General features: G+C 68.5%; 16 protein-coding genes. 12 read left to right on the top strand and 4 right to left on the bottom strand.

The features are described 5' to 3' along the window. Nucleotides 1-73 precede the first annotated feature (73 nt). Entirely contained in the window at nt 74-2,050 is a 1,977-nt protein-coding gene (locus ACWPMZ_RS12740) for an LTA synthase family protein (protein WP_455704437.1), read from the top strand. Here ACWPMZ_RS12740 and ACWPMZ_RS12735 read toward each other — a convergent pair. Further along, the gene (locus ACWPMZ_RS12735) at nt 2,037-3,419 is read right to left on the bottom strand and encodes a putative O-glycosylation ligase, exosortase A system-associated (RefSeq protein WP_455704436.1); all 1,383 of its coding nucleotides are present in this window, start codon (nt 3,417-3,419) and stop codon (nt 2,037-2,039) included. The two genes, ACWPMZ_RS12740 and ACWPMZ_RS12735, sit on opposite strands and share 14 nt — an antisense overlap. Beyond that, nucleotides 3,419-3,610, bottom strand: coding sequence for a hypothetical protein (locus ACWPMZ_RS12730; RefSeq protein WP_455704435.1), 192 nt, complete (start codon nt 3,608-3,610; stop codon nt 3,419-3,421). Before ACWPMZ_RS12730 ends, ACWPMZ_RS12735 begins: the two co-directional genes overlap by 1 nt. A gap of 98 nt (nt 3,611-3,708) precedes the next feature. On the opposite strand from ACWPMZ_RS12730, the gene ACWPMZ_RS12725 reads away from it, so the two are divergent. From ACWPMZ_RS12725 to ACWPMZ_RS12690, 8 genes are all read left to right on the top strand, one after another. Further along, nucleotides 3,709-4,938, top strand: coding sequence for a TIGR04063 family PEP-CTERM/XrtA system glycosyltransferase (locus ACWPMZ_RS12725; RefSeq protein ID WP_455704434.1), 1,230 nt, complete (start codon nt 3,709-3,711; stop codon nt 4,936-4,938). Between the two features lie 31 nt (nt 4,939-4,969). Continuing rightward, nucleotides 4,970-6,805: a hypothetical protein gene (locus ACWPMZ_RS12720; protein WP_455704433.1), complete on the top strand. Its 1,836-nt coding sequence runs from the start codon at nt 4,970-4,972 to the stop codon at nt 6,803-6,805. 217 nt (nt 6,806-7,022) lie between these two features. Beyond that, nucleotides 7,023-11,675, top strand: coding sequence for a glutamate synthase large subunit (gene gltB / locus ACWPMZ_RS12715; RefSeq protein ID WP_455705149.1), 4,653 nt, complete (start codon nt 7,023-7,025; stop codon nt 11,673-11,675). Nucleotides 11,676-11,686: 11 nt separating this feature from the next. Further along, complete coding sequence (locus ACWPMZ_RS12710) at nt 11,687-13,123, top strand: glutamate synthase subunit beta (protein WP_455704432.1); 1,437 nt, start codon at nt 11,687-11,689, stop codon at nt 13,121-13,123. Nucleotides 13,124-13,273: 150 nt separating this feature from the next. Continuing rightward, complete coding sequence (locus ACWPMZ_RS12705) at nt 13,274-14,200, top strand: hypothetical protein (protein ID WP_455704431.1); 927 nt, start codon at nt 13,274-13,276, stop codon at nt 14,198-14,200. Between the two features lie 83 nt (nt 14,201-14,283). Continuing rightward, nucleotides 14,284-14,727, top strand: a complete 444-nt coding sequence (locus ACWPMZ_RS12700; RefSeq protein ID WP_455704430.1) for a TauD/TfdA dioxygenase family protein — start codon at nt 14,284-14,286, stop codon at nt 14,725-14,727. Nucleotides 14,728-14,968: 241 nt separating this feature from the next. Continuing rightward, nucleotides 14,969-16,981, top strand: a complete 2,013-nt coding sequence (gene thrS, locus ACWPMZ_RS12695) for a threonine--tRNA ligase (protein WP_455704429.1) — start codon at nt 14,969-14,971, stop codon at nt 16,979-16,981. After that, complete coding sequence (locus ACWPMZ_RS12690) at nt 16,982-17,725, top strand: TSUP family transporter (RefSeq protein ID WP_455704428.1); 744 nt, start codon at nt 16,982-16,984, stop codon at nt 17,723-17,725. It abuts the gene before it with no gap. Here ACWPMZ_RS12690 and ACWPMZ_RS12685 read toward each other — a convergent pair. Together ACWPMZ_RS12685 and ACWPMZ_RS12680 are read right to left on the bottom strand one after the other, a co-directional pair. After that, complete coding sequence (locus ACWPMZ_RS12685) at nt 17,722-17,844, bottom strand: hypothetical protein (RefSeq protein WP_455704427.1); 123 nt, start codon at nt 17,842-17,844, stop codon at nt 17,722-17,724. The genes ACWPMZ_RS12690 and ACWPMZ_RS12685 overlap by 4 nt on opposite strands. A 34-nt stretch (nt 17,845-17,878) precedes the next feature. Next, nucleotides 17,879-18,886 carry an agmatine deiminase family protein gene (locus tag ACWPMZ_RS12680; RefSeq protein ID WP_455704426.1) on the bottom strand — a complete coding sequence of 336 codons (1,008 nt, stop codon included), beginning with the start codon at nt 18,884-18,886 and terminating at the stop codon, nt 17,879-17,881. 75 nt (nt 18,887-18,961) lie between these two features. On the opposite strand from ACWPMZ_RS12680, the gene ACWPMZ_RS12675 reads away from it, so the two are divergent. From ACWPMZ_RS12675 to ACWPMZ_RS12665, 3 genes are read left to right on the top strand one after another with little or no spacing between them, the layout of a single operon-like run. Further along, nucleotides 18,962-21,649 (top strand): [protein-PII] uridylyltransferase family protein, encoded by a 2,688-nt coding sequence (locus tag ACWPMZ_RS12675; protein WP_455704425.1) that lies wholly within the window; start codon nt 18,962-18,964, stop codon nt 21,647-21,649. Beyond that, nucleotides 21,646-22,119, top strand: coding sequence for a peroxiredoxin (locus tag ACWPMZ_RS12670; protein ID WP_455704424.1), 474 nt, complete (start codon nt 21,646-21,648; stop codon nt 22,117-22,119). Before ACWPMZ_RS12675 ends, ACWPMZ_RS12670 begins: the two co-directional genes overlap by 4 nt. Further along, entirely contained in the window at nt 22,119-22,907 is a 789-nt protein-coding gene (locus tag ACWPMZ_RS12665; protein WP_455705148.1) for a ferritin-like domain-containing protein, read from the top strand. The genes ACWPMZ_RS12670 and ACWPMZ_RS12665 overlap by 1 nt, the downstream gene beginning before the upstream one ends. Nucleotides 22,908-23,019 lie beyond the last annotated feature (112 nt).

The raw sequence follows: 23,019 nt of genomic DNA, 5'->3' as shown, positions 1-23,019 counted from the left end.
CCCCGCGATATCCCGCGGCGCGCGCGGCGCATGATCACCGATTGATTAACCACGGCGATGCTAGGGCGGCGCGATGGCGAAGGTGAATCACACGGTCGGCTGCTGGCTGGCGCGCGTCCTGCGCCCGTGGCCTGCAATCCCGCTGGCGGTCGTCCTGCTCGGCGCGCTCGAGCTTGCCGTGGCGGACCGCAAATACGGCGTCTTCACCGGCGGCTTCGGCATGTCGAGCGCGGTCGACCGTCCCGGCGAAATCCTGGCCTTTGCCGCCGGCTATGGCGTGGCCCAGGCCCTCGCCGCGCTGCTCGCCTGGTGGCTGGTCGACCGCCTGACCGGAAGGCGGCGCGATGCCGCGACGATGCTGCACTTCCTCTTCGTCTACCTCGGCCTTTCGCTGCTGGCGCTGACCGCGCAGTACCAGCTCCACAGCTATTTCAGCGATGCGGTCGACTTCGCGCTGATCCAGCGGCTCGGCGGCGGAAGCCTGTCGGACGCGCTGCTGTTCGGCAAGAACGAGATCGCGCTGGGAATTCTGGCGCTGCTCGCCGTCGGTGGGACATGGTGGGTGCTGGGCAAGCTGATCAGGCGATTCATTGACAGGTCCGCCGCGCCTTTCGGCGGGCCGCCGGGATTGCGAACCCTCGCTGCGCTGGGCACCGCGATGGCCGCCGGGCTGCTGACAATCCCGCCGCTCAGCGAGGACGCGACCCGCGGACTCAACCGCACCTTGGCATGGAACGCCGCGATGAATCTCGGCGCGCTGGGGACCGACTTCGACCGCGACGGCTACGGCCTCGTCGGCCTCCACCGTGACCCACATCCGCTCGATTCCCGGCGCCACCCGCTGGCGCTGGACGTGCCTGGCAACGGCGTGGACGAGGATGGCTACGGCGGCGACCTGGCACTCGTCCCGATCCCCGCCCCGCGCCCCGCCGCCGGCGATCTCGGCCGCCGCCCGCACGTGGTGATCGTCGTCCTCGAGAGCACCCGGGCAGACGCGCTGACCAAGGTCATCGACGGCAAGCCCGTCGCCCCCAACCTGCAGGCGATCGCCCGCCGGGGCGGAAGCATCGCCCCCAGCTACAGCCACGTCGGCTTCACCACCGAATCGCTCAAATCGATCTTCTCGGGCCAACTCGTCCCCCGGTCGGGCGACCCCAGCCTGTTCAGCGAACTCAAGGCGGCCGGCTACCGCGTCGGCGTCTTCTCCGGCCAGCCGGAGGATTTCGGCGGGATTTCCGAGACCGTTGCCATGCGGGGCAATGCCGACGTCTTCGTCGATGCCGAAACCCTCAAGAGCGAGCGCGCCTTCAGCTTCGCCGCCCAAGGCTCGCTGCTGGTCGACGAGGGCAAGCTGCTGCGCGAGTTCGACCGCCGCCTGGGCGCTCCCGAGGGCTGGCGCCAGCCGACGATGCTCTACGTCAACTTCCAGTCGCCGCACTTTCCCTACGACCATCCGGGCGTGGGCCAGCGTTTCGCCCATCCGCCGATCGCGCGCGGCGACATAACGCAGGCCAACCGTGAACGGGTGGAGCGGACCTACTGGAACGCGGTGGCCCATTCCGACGCCGCGCTCGGCGAACTCGTCTCCCGGCTCGAGCGGCTGGGGGTGTGGGACGACACGATCATGCTCGTCACCGGCGACCATGGCGAAGCGCTGTTCGAGGACGGCTTCCTGGGCCATGGCCACGTGATCGAGCGCGCCCAGTTCGCGACCTTCCTGGCCAGCAACCGCCCGCTCGGCGGGCTGCGCGCCCCGCTCGCGATCAGCGACTATCGCGGCGTGCTGCTCGACCTGATCGCCGGCCGTGCGCCGCGCCAGCCGGCCGCGCGCCCATTCATGTACATCGGCGAACTCGACCGGCCGACCGCGATCGGCCTCGACGACGCGGCTCTGGGCTTGGTCTCGCTACGGCTCGACACCGGCGAAACCTGCTTCCGCGCACGCGGCCGCTGCCATGCTTGGCGCGCCCTGGAAGGCGCGGAGAAGGCGGCCGCGGAACGGCTCGTCGCCCGCTGGGGCTCCGAGCGCTGGGCGGTCAGGAAACGCTGACCGCCGGCTCGCCCGCCTCGGGCGGCCGCGTGAACCGCGCGCGCTGCGGCGGCGATTCGGTCCGCCGGATATAGCTCCACAACGCGATCTGCAGGCCGACGAGGATGAAGGCATAGGGCTGGAAGGCGATGCCGACGAACAGCGAGCCCACGAGGTACGACACGTGCGCCTGCTGCAGCGAGGTCGCCAGACCCCAGCGCCAGTCCCCGCCCTGACCGCGATTGGCCTTCTGCTCGCGGCGGAAGCGCCAGCGGATCCGCTCCATCTGCCACAGTCCCAGCAGGTGCAGCCAGAGGAACAGGATCAGGCCCGGCCAGCCCTGTTCGCCCAGCATCTCGAAATAGGAGTTGTGATAGGCGCGCGCCTTGTCGGTCACCTTTTTGAACTTGACCTGCGGATTGCCCGGAGGGCCTTCGACGGCGCGGGTGTAGTAGGTGAAACTGTTGCTGCGATAGGCATCGAACCCGCCGCCGAGCGGCTTCTGCTTCACGTAGTCCAGCGTCCAGAGCCACACCTGCACGCGGGTGGAGGCGGAGGAATCGCCCTCGTGGTTGGCGATCGTGCCCATGCGGTCGAGGTAGCTCTTGGGCAGGAACGGGACGGCAACGACCAGCCCGATCGCGGCTAGCCCGGCAAACAGCAGCTTGTGGCGCGAGGACCGCCAGATCATCAGGCCCACCACGGCCGCGCAGACCAGCCCGGTGCGCGCGGCGAGGCCGACGGGGATCAGCAGGCTGGCGAAGATCACGCCCGCCGCGAACACGGTAACCCGCCAATCCGGCCGGAAGATCGTCCCGTGGCGCGCCAGAAACAGGGAGAGCGGAATGAGGCTGATCGCCGAGGCCGAGAGGATCGAGCTTTCGTAAAGCCCGTTGTCGCCCGGCGCGAGCAGCGCCAGGGTGCCGTAGCCGCCGCCGCCCAGGATCGTCTTGATCCCGCCGTTGATCACGATCGTCCCCAGCGAGAGCACCACCACCAGCACCGCCGCCTCGATCCGCAGCTTGGTCCGCAGCGCGAGCGGCAGGAACATGCCGAACAACAGCGATTTCCAGACCCACTCCCATTTGACCAGCGCCTCCACCGGGAAGTCCGCCCGCATCGTCGTCCAGTAGCAGTAGACCAGCAGCACCCCGATGAGCACCTGCCGGAACGCAAACCGGCTGCCCTCCTTCCGGTCGAGCGCAATCCACCCGCCAAACGCCGCGAGGAAGGCGATCAGCGATACCGGCACCGATGTGACGAGCCCCCAGCCGACCTTCTGCGGGGCGACGATGTCGATGTAGATATACAGCAGCACCCAGAAGAACGGACGCTTGAGGCCGAGCACGAGGACAAGGCCGATGAAGCCGAGAAGAAACAGGTCGAGCATCAGCGCGTGCCCTGACCCGGCACGTCGACCGGTCCCTCGGGAGGCCCATCGGTCGCATCGGCCGGGCGGTGCCAGGGCTTGCGCGCGGCCGGGGGGCCGGCCTCCTCGTCAAGCTCGTCGCGCGACAGCAGGCGCCACAGCGCCAAGCCCATCAGGCCGTGCGTGAGCAGCAGGGTGGCGATGTCGATCAAGCCGTATCCCCGGAAAGGCGCAGGTGCCGCGACATGCGGCCTGATAGCGCCGCCGGGTTGACGCGCCGTTAAGCTTGCTGTGGCACACCGACTGCACGATGACCCGCGTGCTCCACGTCCTCGACCACTCGCTGCCGCTGCACAGCGGCTACACTTTCCGTACGCGGGCGATCCTGCGGGCCCAGCAGGATGCCGGCCTTCAGGTCCGGGCGATCACCGGCCAGCGGCACAGCGAGCAGGGCCCGGCGGTCGAGGAGATCGACGGCCTCACCTTCCACCGCACCCCGGGATTGGCGACCGGCCCTGCCGCGCTGCGAGAATGGCGCGAGATTTCCGCCCTTGCCCAGGCGACCGTCGCGCTCGCCCGCGAATGGCTGCCCGATGTCCTGCATGCCCATTCCCCCGCGCTGTGCGGCATGGCCGCGGCGCGCGCGGCCAAGGTATTGGGCATTCCGCTGGTCTACGAAATCCGCGCCTTCTGGGAAGATGCCGCAGTGGGCAACGGCACGGGGCGCGAGGGATCGGTCAAGTACCGGCTCACCCGCGAGCTCGAAAACCGGGTGGTCGCCGGGGCCGACGCCGTGATGACCATCTGCCACGGCCTGCGCGACGATCTCGTCGCGCGCGGGGTGCCGGCTGGGAAGATCGGCATAATGCCCAACGGGGTCGACCTCACGCTGTTCGGCGCGCCGCCCCCGCGCGACGAGGCGCTCGCCCGCGCACTGCATCTGGGGGCCGGACCGGTGATCGGTTTCATCGGCAGCTTCTACGATTACGAAGGGCTCGACGACCTGATCGCGGCGATGCCCGACTTGGTCTGTCGCCATCCCGGCGCGCGGCTGCTGCTGGTCGGCGGCGGACCGATGGAAGGCGCGCTACGGGCGCAGGCTGCCGCGAGCGACGTCTCGTTCGCGATCCACTTCGCCGGCCGCGTGCCACATCACGAGGTCGAGCGGTACTATTCGCTGTGCGACGTGATGGCCTATCCGCGCAAGCGCAGCCGGCTGACCGATCTCGTCACCCCGCTCAAGCCGCTCGAGGCTATGGCGCAGGGCACCCTCGTCGCCGCCTCGGACGTGGGCGGCCACCGCGAACTGATCATCGACGGGCTGACCGGCAAGCTGTTTCCCGCCGACGATCCCGCGCGGGCCGCCGCGGCGCTGGCCGACCTGCTCGATGCCGCCGCCGAATGGCCCGTCATGCGCGGCGCGGGCCGGGCGCACGTCGCCGCCCATCACGACTGGGCGCGCAATGTTCGTCGTTATCAGGACGTTTACCAAGCGCTGCTAGACCGGGCAGGTTCAAGCCGGATACGGGCCGCCGCCTAGGGCGGATCGTGGCGTAGACAGGGATTTATTCGTGGCGATCTCCATTGCCGATCAAGGACTTCCGGCGAAGGCTGCCAACAAGGCGCCGATCAGCACGCATCCGCTTTTTCCGGCGATCGTGGCGCTATGGTTTGCCGCCCTGCTGGGGCTGGGCAGCCTGATTCTGCCGACGATCCTGCTCGAACGACTGGTTACCGTGACCGGCCTTTCCTCGCTGGTCCCGCAAGCCGCGCCGCCGCTCGGATTTACCGCCCGCGCGGTGCTGGCGCTCGCCGCCTCGGCAAGCGGGGCGGTGCTCGGCCTCGTTGTCGCACGCCAGGTCGCGCAGAACCACGCGCCCAAGCCCAAGGCCCGCTTCGTCGATGCGGATTCGCGCGAATTCCGGCCGATTTCGGCGCACGACGAATTGGGCGAGGAAGGACTCGGCGACGCTATGGGTCCGGTCTTCGGCCAGAAACGCCGCGCCCTCGCCATCGCGGAAGACGGCAGGCGCAGCGAATTCCTCCAGCACGCGCCGCTGCCCGGCGAAGCGTCCGACGCGCGCATCCCGCTCGACCTGCCCGAAGAGGCGCTCGAGCTGGGCGACTATGCCGAAGACGACGACCCGCAATCCGATCAGGACGAGATCATGACCAACGGCTCCGACTTCCACTCTCCCGACCGCACCCCCACCACCGGCCCCGAGCGGACGGACCGCTCCGAACGGCAGGAATTCGCCCCGCTCGGCGCTTTCGCCAACGAGGCTGGCCTGGACGAACCGGACGAGGACGAACTGGGCGAAAATGAGCTGGGCGAGGCCATCGCCGGCGACGCCCTGCCCTTCGCGGCGCCCTCCCTGCGCCGGCAGCAGGGCGTGCCCAATTTCATGTCCGACTCGTTCGATATGGACGAGGACGAGCCCGTAGACCCTTATATCCCGTCCGGAACCTTCGGGTCTCCGGCGACCGAAGCCTCCGCGCGCCCGTTTGGTTCGCCGAGCGCGCCGGCCGACCCGGCCCTGGCCGCGCAGTCCGACCGCCCTGAGTCCCCCGCCGCGCCCGTCCCTCCGCGCCTCGCGGTGGTGGCGCCCGAGCCGCTCGCCGCCGCGATGGCTGCCGCCGTCGCCGACGGCCGCCCGCTCGACGATCTCGGCCTGGTCCAGCTTGCAGCACGTCTCGGGGCCTCGCTCGAGCGGCGCCGCGCCCAGCGCGAAGCGGCGAGCCACGATACCGCCCGGGTGCAGGTATTCGCTGCGAGCCCCGAGGATTTCGACGCTGCCGCGGCGGAAGACGCTGCCGCCGCCCGCGCCAGCTTCTTCGCTCCTGCCCAGCCCGAGATCGCACAGGCCGCGTTCCCGCAGCCCTTCCAGCCCGACCTGCCGGAGGCGGACGCCTACGCCGTCGACGAACCTCTGCTGGCGCGCAAGCCGATCGCGCTGAAGGGCATTTCGTTCGGTGATGACGAAGAAGAAGACGAGGACGAAGCCTACTCGGCCTCCTTCGAGATGCCCGGCCAGCCCGCCCTGCCCGACGACGACTTCGCCTATGGCGAGGGGGAAGAGGATTACGAGGCCGAGGTAGCGGCAGCCTACGGCGACGAAGCCGAGGCGGATGATTCCGACTACAGTTCGCTGCTCGCGATGAAGAACCCGTTCCAGAAGAAGCCCGAGTTCGTCCGCATCGAAGATCCGGAATTCGAGGACGAGGACGGCTTCGAGACCACGGTGACCTTCCCCGCCGCCAGGCAGCCCGAGCCGGCCCCTGTCCGTGCGTTCGATCCGCCCCCGTCGGTGAGCTCCGCGCACGCGGCTCCCGCCGATCCCGGCGACGCCGAGCGTGAACTGCGCGCCGCGCTCGCCACGCTGCAACGGATGAGCGGCGCGGCCTGAACGGCCAGCGCTCTTCCACACCAGATTACCCCTGAATTGCCGTCCCCGTCGCGCCCATGGCGCGGCGGGGCTTCGCGCTTGCAAAAGAACCTTCGTTTCCCCAAGGCAGAATTTCGCGACATTTCCGGATGCCCTCAGCTAGAAAGGGGCGACTTTCGTTACGGCTGCGGCCGTGGCCAGGGAAAGTCGAGACGACGAGCACGAGGACGTTGAGTTGATGGATTACCCGCCGCCGCAAGGCCTGTACGATTCGCGCAACGAGCATGATGCCTGCGGCGTGGGCTTCGTCGCCCACATCAAGGGCAGCAAGTCGCACGCCATCGTCGGCCAGGCGCTGGAGATCCTCGCCAATCTCGACCATCGCGGCGCCGTCGGCGCGGATCCGCTGCTGGGCGACGGGGCCGGCATTCTCGTGCAGATCCCCGATCCGCTCTATCGCAGGTGGGCCCAAGGTGCCGGCCTCACGCTCCCCCCGCCGGGCGAATACGCCGTGGCGATGTGCTTCATGCCGCAGGAAGAAGCGGCGCGCGATTTCATCACCGGCCAGTTCGAGAAGTTCATCGCCAAGGAAGGCCAGCACCTGATCGGCTGGCGCGACGTGCCGGTCACGCTCGACGGACTGGGCAAGGCGGTCCTCGAATCGATGCCGATGATCCGCCAGTGCTTCATCGGCCGGGGCGAAAACTGCGCCGACCAGGACGCGTTCGAACGCAAGCTGATCGTCATCCGCAAGCAGACGCAGAATCCGCTCAAGGCGCTGGCCGAAAAGCACCGGATGCCGGCGATCGAGCAGCTCTACATGCCGAGCTTCTCGAGCCGCACGGTCGTGTACAAGGGGCTGTTGCTGGCGAACCAGGTCGGCAGCTTCTACGACGATCTGCGCGATCCCGACTGCGTTTCGGCGATCGGCCTGGTCCACCAGCGCTTTTCCACCAACACCTTCCCCAGCTGGCGGCTCGCGCACCCTTATCGCCTGATCGCGCACAACGGCGAGATCAACACGGTGCGCGGCAACGTGAACTGGATGAACGCCCGCCGGCGGACGATGGAATCGGAACTGCTCGGGCCCGATCTCGACAAGCTGTGGCCGATCATCCCGCACGGCCAGTCGGACACCGCCTGTCTCGACAACGCGCTCGAGCTCCTGCTCCTGGGCGGATACAGCCTTGCCCATGCGATGATGATGCTGATCCCCGAAGCGTGGGCCAAGAACCCGCTGATGGATCCGGCGCGGCGCGCGTTCTACGAATACCATGCCGCGCTGATGGAGCCGTGGGACGGGCCGGCCGCGGTCGCCTTCACCGACGGGCGCCAGATCGGCGCCACGCTGGACCGCAACGGCCTCAGGCCCGCGCGCTTCTGCGTCACCCGCGACGACCTGTGCGTGATGGCCTCCGAGAGCGGCGTGCTGCCGTTCCGAGAGGCAGACATCGTGCGCAAGTGGCGCCTCCAGCCCGGCCGCATGCTGCTGATCGACTTCGAGCAGGGCCGGATCATCGAGGACGAGGAGCTCAAGGCCGACCTCGCCAATGCCGAGCCCTATGCCCGGTGGCTGGAGCAGGCGCAGTACAAGCTCGAGGACCTCGAGGCGATCGAGACCGACCGCGAGGCCGTGCGCGAGCACGACGTCTCGCTGCTCGATCGGCAGCAGGCGTTCGGATACACCCAGGAAGACCTGGCCAAGTTTCTCGAGCCGATGGCGCTCAATGGCGACGATCCGATCGGCTCGATGGGGACCGACACGCCGCTGGCCGTCCTGTCGGACCGCAGCCGGCTGCTGTACGACTACTTCAAGCAGAACTTCGCGCAGGTCACCAACCCGCCGATCGACCCGATCCGCGAAGAACTGGTGATGAGCCTGCTGAGCATGATCGGGCCGCGCCCGAACCTGCTGGGTCACGAGGCCGGCACGCACAAGCGGCTCGAGGTCGACCAGCCGATCCTGACCAACACCGACATGGAGAAGATCCGGTCGGTCGAGGCGAGCCTGGACGGCGCGTTCCGCACCGAGACGATCGACATGACGTGGGACGCCAAGAGCGGGGCCGACGGCCTCGAAATGGCGCTCAAGGAAATGTGCTGGGCGGCGACCGAGGCCGTGCTGCAGGACCGGAACATCCTGATCCTGTCCGACCGCGCGCAGGGCGCGGACCGCGTGCCGATGCCCGCGCTGCTGGCGACCGCCGCGGTCCACCATCACCTCGTGCGCCAGGGCCTGCGGATGCAGACCGGCCTCGTCGTCGAGACGGGCGAGGCACGAGAAGTGCACCACTTCTGCGTGCTTGCAGGCTACGGCGCCGAGGCGATCAACCCCTACCTCGCGTTCGAAACGATCGAGTGCCTGCGGAGCGAGAAGTTCCCCGAGATCGACGCTCGCACGGCCGAGAAGAACTACATCAAGGCCGTCGGCAAGGGGATCATGAAGGTGATGTCCAAGATGGGCATCTCCACCTACCAATCGTATTGCGGGGCGCAGATCTTCGACGCGGTCGGCCTGTCGAGCGAGTTTGTCGAAAGGTATTTCACCCGCACCGCGACGACGATCGAGGGCGTGAGCCTGCGCGAAGTGGCCGAGGAGACCGTGCGCCGCCACGCCGCGGCGTACGGCGACAATCCGATCCTTGCCCACATGCTCGATGTCGGCGGCATCTACCAGTACCGGCTGCGCGGGGAGGACCATGCCTGGACCCCGACCAGCGTCGCCAGCCTGCAGCACGCGGTGCGCGGCAACAAGTGGGCCGACTATGAGACCTTCGCCAAGGCGATCAACGAGCAGAGCGAACACCTGCTGACGATCCGCGGGCTGATGGACCTGAAGCCGGCCGACAAGCCGATCGATATCTCCGAGGTCGAGCCGGCCGAGGAGATCGTCAAGCGCTTCAGCACCGGGGCCATGAGCTTCGGTTCGATCAGCCGCGAGGCGCACACCACGCTGGCCATCGCGATGAACCGCATCGGCGGGCGCTCGAACACCGGCGAGGGTGGCGAGGAGTCCGACCGCTTCAAGCCGATGGACAACGGCGATTCGATGCGCTCGAAGATCAAGCAGGTCGCCAGCGGCCGCTTCGGCGTGACGACCGAGTACCTGGTCAATTCGGACGACATCCAGATCAAGATGGCCCAGGGCGCCAAGCCCGGCGAGGGAGGGCAACTGCCCGGCCACAAGGTCGACAAGACGATCGGCAAGGTGCGCCACTCGACCCCCGGCGTCGGCCTGATCAGCCCCCCGCCGCACCACGACATCTACTCGATCGAGGATCTCGCGCAGCTGATCCACGATCTGAAGAACGTGAACCCGGTCGCTCGCATTTCGGTCAAGCTGGTGTCCGAAGTGGGCGTCGGCACGGTCGCCGCCGGCGTGTCCAAGGCGCGGGCCGACCATGTCACGATCTCCGGCTACGAGGGCGGCACCGGCGCATCACCCCTGACCTCGCTGACCCATGCGGGCAGCCCGTGGGAAATCGGCCTGGCCGAAACTCAGCAGACGCTGCTGCTGAACGACCTGCGCGCGCGGATCGCGGTGCAGGTCGACGGCGGCATCCGCACCGGGCGCGACGTCGCGATCGGCGCGCTGCTGGGTGCAGACGAGTTCGGCTTCGCCACCGCGCCGCTGATCGCGGCCGGGTGCATCATGATGCGCAAGTGCCATCTCAACACCTGCCCGGTCGGCGTCGCCACGCAGAACCCGGTCCTGCGCGCGCGCTTCACCGGCCAGCCCGAACACGTCATCAACTACTTCTTCTTCGTGGCCGAGGAACTGCGCCAGATCATGGCGCAGATGGGCTTCCGCACGGTGCAGGAGATGATCGGCCGGGTCGACCGGATCGACACGCGCCAGCTCGTCAGCCAGTGGAAGGCCAAGGGCGTGGATCTCACGCGCCTGCTGCACCAGGTCAAGCCGCCCGCCGGGCGCGAGCTGTTCCAGACAGAGCACCAGGACCACGGCCTTGCCGCAGCGCTCGATAACGACCTCATCGCCGCATCCGGCCCGGCGCTCGAACGCGGCGAGCCGATGGTGCTCGACCGCGAGATCCGCAACGTCAACCGGACCGTGGGCGCGATGCTCTCGGGCGAGATCGCCAAGAAGTACGGCCACGCCGGGCTCAGGCCCGACACCCTGCGGATCAATTTCACCGGCGTGGCCGGACAGAGCTTCGGCGCCTGGCTGGCGCACGGGGTGACGCTCGACCTCACCGGCGATGCCAACGATTACGTCGGCAAGGGCCTGTCGGGCGGACGCATCGTGGTGCGCCAGCCGGCCGGGGTCGACCGCGAGGCGAGCGAGAACATTATCGTAGGCAACACAGTGCTTTACGGCGCGGTCGCGGGCGAGGCGTTCTTCAACGGCGTGGCGGGCGAGCGGTTCGCGGTGCGCAATTCGGGCGCCGTCGCGGTGGTCGAGGGGACCGGCGATCACGGCTGCGAATACATGACCGGCGGCGTCGTTGCCGTGCTCGGCAAGACCGGGCGCAACTTTGCCGCCGGGATGAGCGGCGGGGTCGCCTACGTCTATGACGCCGATGGCACGTTCGAGCAGCTGTGCAACCTGGCACAGGTCGAGCTGATGAAAATCAGCGCCGAAAGCGATGACGAATCCGACCACTTCGACAGCGAAAACCGCCCGCAGCAGCGCGGCCGCGGGGTCGAGGACATGGGCATGGGCGACATGCTGCGCCACGATGCCGAGCGCTTGCGCATCCTGATCGAGCGCCACAAGCTCCACACCGGCAGCAAGCGCGCCGCCATGCTGCTCGACGACTGGGACAACACGTTGACAAGGTTCGTGAAAGTCATGCCCAAGGATTACGCCCTGGCCCTCAAGCAACTCGAAGCCGAGCGCGAAGAAGCCGCCTCGGTCGCGGCCGAGTAGGAGCGGGGACGATGGGCAAGGAAACCGGCTTTCTCGAACTCGACCGGCAGGATCGCACCTATGCCGACCCCGCCGAGCGGGTGAAGCACTACCGCGAATTCGTCGTTCCGCATGACAACGAGGCGCTCAAGAAGCAGGCTTCGCGGTGCATGAACTGCGGGATACCGTACTGTCACAACGGCTGTCCGGTGAACAACCTCATCCCGGACTGGAACCACCTGGTCTACGAGAACGACTGGCTCAACGCGCTCGAGAACCTGCACTCGACCAACAATTTCCCCGAGTTCACCGGCCGGGTCTGCCCCGCCCCGTGCGAGGCGAGTTGCACGCTCAACATCATCGACCAGCCGGTGACCATCAAGTCGATCGAGTGCGCGATCGTCGATCGCGGCTGGAAGGAAGGCTGGATCAAGCCGCAGGTCCCGCAGGAGAAGACCGGCAAGCGCGTGGCGGTGGTCGGCAGCGGCCCGGCGGGCCTGGCCTGCGCCCAGCAGCTCGCCCGCGCCGGCCATTCGGTGACGGTGTTCGAGAAGGCCGACCGGATCGGCGGACTGCTGCGCTACGGCATCCCCGACTTCAAGATGGAAAAGCACCTCATCAACCGGCGCGCCGTGCAGATGGAAGCCGAAGGGGTGATGTTCAAGACGAGCACCGAGGTCGGCGTCGACGTCTCGCTCAAGTCGCTGAAGGAGAACTTCGACGCGATCGTGCTGGCCGGCGGGGCCGAGGACGCGCGCCCGCTCGACATCCCGGGCGCGGAGCTGCCCGGCGTGCGGCTCGCGATGGAATTCCTCACCCAGCAGAACAAGCGCAACGCGGGCGACGACGAAGTGCGTGCCGCGCCCCGCGGTTCGCTCACCGCCACCGGCAAGAAGGTGATCGTCATCGGCGGCGGCGACACCGGCAGCGACTGCGTGGGCACCAGCAACCGGCAGGGGGCCGAGAGCGTGGTCCAGATCGAGATCATGCCCAAGCCGCCCGAGATGGAGGACAAGGCGCTGACCTGGCCCGACTGGCCGATGAAGCTGCGCACCTCGAGCAGCCACGAAGAGGGCGTGGAGCGCGACTGGGCGGTGCTGACCAAGGAAGTGATCGGCGAGGACGGCAAGGTCACCGGCCTCAAGTGCGTCCGCGCCGACTGGTCGCAGGGCAAGCTGGAGGAAGTGCCGGGGAGCGAATTCGTCATCCCCGCCGACCTGATCCTGCTGGCGATGGGCTTCGTCGGCCCGCGCAGGACCGGGATGCTCGACCAGTCGGGCGTGGCGCTGACCGATCGCGGCAACATCCGGGCCGACACCGACAGCTACCTGACGAGCGAGGAGGGTGTTTACGCCTGCGGCGACATGCGGCGCGGGCAGAGCCTGGTCGTCTGGGCGATCCGCGAAGGTCGCCAGGCCGCCCGCGCGGTCGACATGGCGTTGATGGGCCAGTCGGAACTGCCCCGCTGATTCGCGGCTGAAGGGCGGCCGCCCCGTCGGCCGCTCGCCCGCGTTTATCGGCGACCCGGCTCAAATGACTTGCGGGACTTTCGCATTGGCGGGTAGGCGGACGCTTCCTTCGTGCCCGCATGGGCGCCAGTCTTGATGGGAGTTTGGTTCGTGGGTCGTAAGATCGGTCTCATGCTGGGCGTGGCGGCGAGCTGCACCTTGCTCGCAGCGTGTTTCGGTGGCGGGGACGATTCCTCGCCTTCGCCGACCCCGACGCCGACCGCTTCCCCCACCCCGTCGCCGACGCCCACGGCGACCCCTACGCCAACCGCCTTCGGCTTCGCATCGGCGTTCACCTCCGTGGTGTCGAACACCTCGTATTCGTACGCCTTCTTCACGCCCACCGGCGGGGCGGAAACGTGGAACGACGGTTCGCGCCAGAACGGCGCCAGCTCCATCGCCTATGCCGTTTCGCCCGAAAGCGTGTCGTTCAAATGGCCCGACACGGCGGTGCTGGTCGATTTCGCCGCCGCCGACCGGACGAGCGCGACGCCCATGCTGCGCACGTACCGCAAGGGCACCAATGCGATCGCGCTCGAGCTGCCGTTCGCCCATATTCTCCGCGCATCCTACGAACGGGTCGACAGCTTCACGCGCGACGGAGTGGCGGGACTGCTGCGGAGCAACCGCGTCACCCTGTTCTTCAACCAGGTCACGACCACCGCGGCGATCGCGGCGGATCTGTTCTACACGGGCACCGCGCAGGTGACCGGGGGGACCCCGAAGGTCAGCCCCGACGGCATTTTCAGCGCGACGCCGGCCACCTTCAAGGTGACGGCCAGCGACAAGAAAATCGCCGGCACGCTTCAGATCGTCGAGACGGTGGGCGGCGTTGCCACGGTCCGGGCGGTCCTTCCGCTCACGGCCACGCTGGCAGCAGGCGACAGCTTCAACGGCACGATCGACGACACGACCTACGGCTTCAAGGGTGCGTTCTCCGGCGCCCTGGCCGGCCCGAACCGCGAAGAGATGCTGCTGGTCTTCAACGTCACGCATACCGACGGCCGGGAGTTCATCGGCTCGCTGGTCGCCGACTGACGCCCCATGCCCGGGCCGGTCGCGCAGGATCAGGGATCGGTAACCGAGCCGCGCGCCATGCGCGGTCAGCCGGGCATTCGGTGATGGAAGTCCGGCCGCTTCACCCGCTGTTCGCCGCCGAACTCGTGGGCGCCGATCTGACCGTGCCGCCCTCGTCCGAACTGGTGGACACGGTAGAGAGCGCGATGGCGCGTTTCGGCGTCCTGGCGATTCGCGATGCGCGCATCACCGACGAGCAGCACAAGACCTTCAGCCGCGCTTTCGGGCCGCTCGAAATCCCCAGCCGCGTGCCCGGCGCGGCGCGGCCCGTCGGCACGCGAGTGGTCACCCCGGGCATGTTCATGGCCGGCAACCTCGATCACAACGGGCAGATCATCCCCTACGGCTCCGACCCCAAGAGCCTCGCCAAGGGGGCAGAGCGGTTCCACACCGATTCGAGGCAAATGTTCTTCGCACCTGCAACGCAACTTTTTCATTCGACGTCGCCAGCATTGCAATTGAGCAACAGCCGTCTGGACAAAAGTTAACTCCTAGAGCCGCTTGGAGGGACCGATTATGTCCCTGCCGGTGGCCAATCCCGCAATGACGCAGGTGCGAAATGGTTCCCGCGACACATGAAATCGGTGCTTTTTCTGCGAGTGTGAAGGCCCGCGGGGCGCTTTCGCTTGCGCCGCGAGACCCGGCTGCAAGGTTCCGGCAAGCCGCGCCCTTCCTGTCCGACGCTGCTTGTGCCATGGGCGGCGCGCCCAGAATACGAGAAGCATTGAGATGAGTGAGATGTTCCGGATCAGCCTGCCCGACGGATCGGTGCGCGAAATGCCTTCCGGATCGACACCGGCGGATGTCGCCGCGGCGATCGGGCCTGGCCTCGCAAAGGCGGCTCTGGCCGCCCGGGTCGACGGGGAGCTGCGCGATCTCGCGCGTCCGTTCGACGGTGATGCCGAGCTCGCTCTCGTGACCAGCCGCGATGAAGCCGATGCGCTCGAACTGGCGAGGCACGACTATGCCCACATCCTGGCCGAAGCGGTCCAGGCCCTGTGGCCGGGCACGCAGATCACTTTCGGGCCGGCTACGGACGACGGCTTCTACTACGACGTGATGGCCCCCGCCTCGCGCGATCCCTTCTCGGTCGACGACCTTCCGGCGATCGAGGAGAAGATGCGCGAGATCATCCGCGCCGACAAACCCCTGGTGCGTGAGGTCTGGAGCCGTCAGCAGCTGATCGAACGCTGGCAGGCCGAAGGCGAGACGTTCAAGGCCGAATGGGCCGCCGGTCTGCCCGAGGGCGAGGAGCTGACGGTCTACTGGTCCGGCACGCCGAACGGCGCGGGATCGTGGCTCGACATGTGCCGCGGGCCGCACCTGCCGAGCACGGGCAAGCTCGATCCGCAGGCCTTCAAGCTGATGCGCGTGGCAGGTGCCTATTGGCGCGGCGACCAGAACAATGCGCAGCTCACGCGAATCTACGGCACCGGCTGGCTCAACAAGAAGCAGCTTGATGCCCACCTGCACCGGCTGGAGGAGGCGGCCAAGCGCGACCACCGCAAGCTCGGCCGCGAAATGGACCTGTTCCACCTGCAGGAAGAGGCGCACGGCAGCGTCTTCTGGCATCCCAAGGGCTATCTGATCTGGCGCGAGCTCGAAGCCTACATGCGCCGCAAGATCGACGCCGGCGGCTATCGTGAGGTCAAGACCCCGCAGGTCATGGACGCGCGCCAGTGGCAGCAGTCGGGCCACTGGGGCAAATATCGCGAGAACATGTTCGTGATCCCCGACGAGGTGCCCAATACCGAGGACGAGGGGCCGCTGGTGTCCGACGACGCGCAGTGGATGGCGCTGAAGCCGATGAACTGCCCGGCGCACGTGCTGATCTTCCGCCAGGGCATCAAGTCGTACCGCGACCTTCCCTTGCGTATCTACGAGAACGGCTGCTGCCACCGCAACGAGCCGCACGGCGCGCTGCACGGCCTGATGCGCGTGCGCCAGTTCACGCAGGACGACGCGCACATCTTCTGCCGCGAGGACCAGATCGTGGCCGAAGTGCGCAAGTTCTGCGAACTGGCCGACGGGATCTACAAGGACTTCGGCTTCACCTACGCGGTCAAGCTCGCGCTGCGGCCCGCCCAGCGCTACGGTTCCGACTCCGACTGGGACAAGGCCGAGGCCGAACTGCGCCAGGCGGTGGTCGATGCCGGCATGGCGACCGACGAGTACGGTTGGGAGGAACTGCCCGGCGAGGGCGCGTTCTACGCACCCAAGCTCGAATGGCACCTGACCGACGCGATCGGCCGCACCTGGCAGGTCGGCACGATCCAGTCGGACCGCGTGCTGCCCGAACGGCTCGACGCGAGCTATGTCGGCGAAGACGGCGAGAAGCACCGCCCGGTGATGCTCCACCGGGCGATCTTTGGTTCGTATGAGCGCTTCATCGGCATCCTGATCGAACACAACGCCGGCCGCCTGCCGGTCTGGCTCGCGCCGGTCCAGGCTGTGGTGGCGACGATCGTCTCCGATGCCGACGGATATGCCGACGAGGTCTCGACCAAACTCAAGGCCGCGGGGATCCGCGTCGAGACCGACCTGCGCAACGAGAAGATCAACTACAAGGTGCGCGAGCACAGCCTTGCCAAGGTTCCCCACCTGCTGGTCGTCGGCAAGCGCGAGGCCGAGGAGGGCACCGTCGCTCTGCGCACCCTGGGTGCCGAGCACCAGAAGGTCATGTCGCTGGACGATGCGATCGCCCTGCTCAAGGGTGCGGCCACCCCGCCGGACCTGACCTAGTTGCTGCTCGGGCTCGAACCGTGGCAGCTGGCGCTGGCCCTCGTGGCGGCGCTGGTTGCGGGGTTCGTGCGCGGGCTTGCAGGATTCGGGCTGGCGCTGCTGCTCGTCCCCGTGCTGGCGCTGGTCCTCGCTCCGGGCGAGGCGGTGGTTACCGGCAACTGGCTGGGGCTGTTCGTCGGCCTGGCGGGATTGCGTGCGACGGCCGCGGCGGCAGAGAAGTCGGCGCTGGTCATCTCGGGCGCGGCGCTGGTGGCGATTCCGTTCGGCGTGTTTGCCCTGGCAGCGATTTCGCCGGGCATCGCGCGCCTGCTGATCGCCGCGATCGCCATCGGCGCCTTCGCCGCCGTCCTCGTTCCTCCGAAGGCCGAGGGCGTGCCCGGCAGGGCGGCAACGCTCGCCACCGGCGCCGCCTCGGGGCTGCTGACCGGGTTCGCCGCGATGCCGGGGCCCCCGGTGATTCCGTACTACCTGCGGCGAAGCGTCCAGCCCTCGGCGGCGCGCGCTTCGATGATGGTGGTGTTCCTGGTCACACAAGGTGCGGCGGTGGGGATCGCGCTGATCCTGCAATTGGCCACCTGGCGCGAATTCGCGCTGGCGCTGGCGCTCTATCCCGCTGTCTGGCTGGGCAATGCCGCCGGCAGCCACGCGTTCGGCAGCGTCGAAGCCACGGCCTGGCGGACGATCGCGGCCACGGTGCTCGGCGGATCGGCGCTGGGCGCGGTCTGGAAGCTGGCGGCCGCCTAGAACGGCAGGGCGCGGCCGGCGAGGACCAGCGCGAGGCCGCAGCCCGATACGATCAGCGCGCGCGCGAAGTCGGCCGAGCGGTCGGCGATACGGCGGCTGAGGTGAGCGGCGCGGGCCATTTGCCGACTCTCCGCCGTAATCCCTAACAAGTCGTTAACGCGGCGCGGCGGGCGCGTGCTGGCTGGCGCAATGGAAGCTTCCGCCGCCCGACAGGACCGCGTCGGCCGGAAGGCCCACGGTCGCCCGGCCGGAAAAGAGCGCGGCGATCGCCGCGACTCCGTCGGCATCGTGCTGGGTGCCGTAAGTCGGCACCACCACCACATCGTTGCAGATGGCGAAATTCATGTAGCTGGCCGGCTCGACGTCGTCCGCCGCCTCGACCAGGCCGGGCGAAGGAACGTCGACCACCGCAACGCCGAAATCACGCGCGCGATTGCGGGCATCTTCATAAACGGCGGCATTGGGATCGCCGTGCCCCGTCGGTAGCGGGATCGCCAGCGTGTTGGGCGCCACGAACCGCGCCAAGTTGTCGACGTGCCCGTCGGTATGATCCCCGGCGAGACCCTGGCCGAGCCACAGGATGCGATCGAAACCCAGGTCGGCCCTGAGCCGCGCCTCGATGTCCGCCCGCGAAAAGTCGGGATTGCGGTTGGGATTGAGCAGACACTGCTCGGTCGTGACCACGAGGCCCGTCCCGTCGCTGTCGATCGCACCGCCCTCCAGCACCCAGTCGGATGCTGCAAGATCGAGCCCGGCCGCGCGGGCGAGCGATTCGCCAACCTCCTGGTCGCCTTCCATGTCGTCGTACTTGCCGCCCCAGCCGTTGAAGCGGAAACGGCGGGCAAAGCGGCGGCCGGTCTCGTCGAACAGCACGATGGGCCCGGTGTCGCGCACCCAGATGTCGCCATAGGGGTGCCGCTCGAGCCTGACCTGCGCGGAGACCAACGCCTTCGCCCGGGCCTCGTTGGCGGCGTCGTGCACCACCAGCCGTACTTCCTGACCCGTCTCGGCGACCGCGTTCGCATAGGCAGCGATCTGTTCCTGGGCGGGGACGGTGAACTCCTCCCACAGGTCGGCGCGGTGCGGGAAGGCGATCCACAGCCAGTCCTGGGGCGCGAATTCGGCGGGCATGGGGAGGGTTCGGGGGAAGGTACTGGCCATCGCCCGCCCTTGGCAAAAGCGCCAGCAAGCCACAAGACCTTGCCCCGCGCCGCGCGGCCATGCAGGGGTTGCCCGATGGCAGGCGAGACGCAAGCGGACTGGGCCGGCGCTCTTGAACGGGCGCGTAACCATGCTCCGTTCCTCGCCCAGGCGCTCGACAGGCGGCCCGACATTGCCGCCCTGCTTGCCCGGGGACGTGTCGATCAAGCGCTCGAACTGTCCGAAACGCCCGCCGAGCAGGTCGATGTCTCGCTGCGCCGGCAACGGCTGGCGCTGGCGGTCACGCTGGCCATCGCCGATCTGGCCGGCGCGTTCCCGCTGCTGCGGGTCACGCACGAACTGTCCGCTTTCGCCGACCGGGCGCTCGATGCCGCCATTAGCGAGGCCATCCGCCGCCGCGTGCCCGAGGCGCAGCCCGCCGGCTTTACCGCGCTGGCGCTGGGCAAGCACGGCACGGGCGAGCTCAACTTCAGTTCCGACATCGACCCCATCCTGCTCTATGATCCGGCCACCCTTCCCCGCCGCGAGCGCGACGATCCGGGCGACGCGGCACAGCGCTATGCCCGCACTATCGTCGAACTGCTGACCGCGCAGACGGCCGACGGCTACGTCTTCAGAGTCGACCTGCGGCTGCGTCCGGCCTCGGAAGTCAGCCCGCTGGCGATCCCCTTCGCCGGCGCGCTGAGCCATTACGAGAGTTCCGCGCTGGCGTGGGAGCGCGCCGCCTTCATCCGTGCGCGCGCCTGCGCAGGCGACGTCGCGGCAGGCGAGCAGTTCCTGCAGCAGATCGCCCCGTTCGTCTGGCGGCGCAGCCTCGACTTCACCGCGATCGAGGAAATCCGCCGCCTGACGGCGCGCATTCGGGAAACCCATTGCGGACCGGCCGAGCCGGGGCCGGGCTACAACGTCAAGCAGGGGCGCGGCGGCATCCGCGAGATCGAGTTCTTCGCGCAGACCCACCAGCTCATCCACGGCGGCAGGCGGCCCGCGCTGCGGCTGCGCGGCGTGCGCGCTTCGCTCGACGCGCTGGCCGCCGAGGGGATCGTCAATCCGGACGACGCGCAATTGCTGGGGCAGGCATACGACCGGCTGCGCACGGTCGAGCACCGGCTGCAGATGGTCGGCGACCGGCAGACCCACGCGCTCCCCGGCGACGCGGCGGGAATCGAGAACGTCGCCCTGCTCGACGGGCTGGGGAGCGGCGAAGAACTGCTCGCGGGCCTGCGTGACATCACCGCCGAGGTCGCCGCCCGCTACGACGCGCTGTTGGGGACCTACCAGGACCGCGCCCGTCCGCCTGCCGCCCCGCTGGAAGGAACGGCGGCGATCGAAGACCGCTTCGACCGCTGGCGCGACACGATGCGGACTCTGCGCAGCGCAGAAGCCCGCGCCGCCTTCGCCGCCCTGCGCCCCGTCCTGGCCGAGGCACTGGCCGCCGCGCCCGAGCCCGAGCGGGCGACGCTGCGTCTGGAAAGTGTGATCGAGCAGGTGCCGACCGCGATCAACCTGTTCCGCCTGTTCGAGGCGCGCCCCGGCCTGCTTGACCAGGTCCTGCGCGTGGTGACGCTGGCCCGCCCGCTGGCCGACGAACTCGGCCGCCAGCCGGGCCTGCTCGACGCATTGATCGACGCCAGCGCGCTCGACCTGCCGGGATCGGTCCAGGACATCGCCGCCCAGATGCGCGCCGAAGGTGGGAGCGGCCCGGGAGGAGGAGGCGGCGCCGACTACGAAAGGCAGCTCGACGCGATCCGCCGCGTAGTCGCCGAACAGCGGTTCGCGCTCGGCGTCCAGCTGGTCGAGGCGCGGCACGATCCGATTGACGTCGCGGCCGGCCTTTCGCGACTGGCCGAGGCGGCCTTCGAGGTCGGCGCCGCGGCGGCGGCGGACGAGTTCGCCCGGGTCCACGGCCGGATTGCGGGGAGCGAGCTTGTCGTCCTCGGGCTCGGGCGGTTCGGCGGCGGTGCGCTGACTTCCGCATCGGATCTCGACGTGATCTACTTGTTCAACGGCGCGTTCGGCGAGGAGTCGGACGGCGCTCGCCCGCTCACCGCCTCGCTCTATTACAACCGCCTGTGCCAGCGGGTGACCGCCGCGCTCAGCGTACCGACCGCCGCGGGCGCGCTCTATGACGTGGACACGCGCCTGCGCCCGCAAGGGGGGCAGGGCCCGCTCGCCGTCAGCTTCGAAAGCTTCGCCAAGTACCAGCGCGAAGACGCCTGGACTTGGGAGCACATGGCGCTGACGCGGGCCCGCCCGGTGTTCGGATCGCCGGGCGCCCGGGCAGAGCTGCAGGCGATTATCGACGCACAATTGATGCAACCGCGCGACCCGGCGGTCCTGCGCGCCGACGTCCTCAAGATGCGGGCCGAAATGGCCGCGCACAAGCGGCCCACCGGACCGCTGGATGCCAAGCTGCAGCGCGGCGGGCTCGTCGATTGCGAGTTCATCGTCCACTACCTGCAACTGCGCGAACGCAAGGCCTTCTCCCCCGACCTGGGGCCGGCGATCGAGGCGCTGATGGGCGAGGGACTGCTGCCCGGCGACTTCCGCGCGCGATATGATCTGCTTAGCCGCCTGCTCGTCGCTGCCCGCCTATTAGCGCCCGATGGCGATGTACCGCCCGGCGCCGCGGGCGATGTGCTTGCCGCCGCCTGCCGGGTCCCGGACATGCCGGCGCTCTTGCAAGCCGTGCGCGAGGCGCGCCATTGCGTGGCCGAAACCTGGACCGACACCTTCGGCGAACCCCTGGAGACACCGGAATGAGCGAACTTCCCGACGTGGGCGACACCCTGCCCGATATCGCACTGGAGACCGCCGACGGCGGCACGGTGCGCCCGGCGGACTTCCGCGGCCGCAAGCTTGTGCTGTTCTTCTATCCCAAGGACGACACCCCGGGCTGCACGACCGAGAACCTGGATTTTTCGGCGCTGGCCGGCGAATTCGAGAAGGCCGGGACCGCGCTGCTGGGGGTGAGCAAGGACCCGCCGGCCAAGCATCTCAAGTTCGCGCAGAAGCACGGTCTGGTCGCCCCGCTGGCTTCCGACGCGGCGGAAGGCGGCTTGTCCGACGCGCTGGGCGTCTGGGCCGAGAAGCAGAATTACGGCCGCACCTACATGGGCATGGTCCGCACGACCTATCTCGTCGACGCCGAGGGCCGGATCGCGCGGATCTGGCGCAAGGTGAAGGTCAAAGGCCACGCGCAGGAGGTGCTGGAGGCGGCCCGGGCGCTATGATGCCGGGCGTTGGGGCCGCGATCCGCGGCGCCCTGCTGGCCGGCGAGCCGCTGGCCAAGGTCAAGGCAGCCAGGGCCACGGCGCGCGACTGGCGGCGCGGGCGGCTGGCGTTCGATTTTGTCGCTCTGCTGCCCGACCGGCCCGTCTGGCCCGCCGCGCTGGAGCTGCGCCCGCCGGCCGAAATGCCCAAGCGCGGCAAGGGCGGATCGGAACGCAACCGCGTGGCGCTGTGGCATTCGCTAGCGCACATCGAGTTCGTGGCGATCGACCTCGCGCTCGACATGGCGGGTCGTTTCGGCGCCGAAGGTGGGCCGGCTTTCGTCGGCGATTTCCTGTCGGTCGCGGCCGACGAGGCGATGCATTTCGCGCTGATCGAGCGGAAGCTGCGCTCGCTGGGGTCGCATTATGGCGCCCTGCCGGCGCACGACGGGCTTTGGCAGGCGGCATTCGACACCCGGCACGACCTGGCCGCGCGTCTGGCAGTGGTGCCGCTGGTGCTGGAAGCCCGCGGACTCGACGTGACCCCGCAGATGATGGAGCGGGTGCGGACCGGGGGCGACATTTCGGGGGCGCTAATCCTGCAGCGAATCCTTGACGACGAGATTCGCCATGTAGCGATCGGGGCCAAGCATTTCCGCGAGACGAGCCTCAAGCGCGACGAACCGCCACGGGAATTTTGGCAAAATCTCGTAGAAAATCATTTCGGAGGGCGGCTGAAGCCTCCATTCAACGACTCGGCGCGTCTCGCAGGCGGTTTACCGCGCGATTGGTATACAGGCATTGCCTGATTAACCTTTTCCCGGTCAAACCTTCAACAACGAGACGGGCGGGGGGTTCCGACCATCTCAAAATTTTTTCTCCGGGCCTCGCCCGGATCGCGGCTTGCTGGCGCAAAGCGAG

The organism is Tsuneonella sp. HG222 (assembly GCF_053819185.1).
Note: the sequence above shows the minus strand (reverse complement) of the source record. Positions and strands in the feature narration are given on the sequence as shown.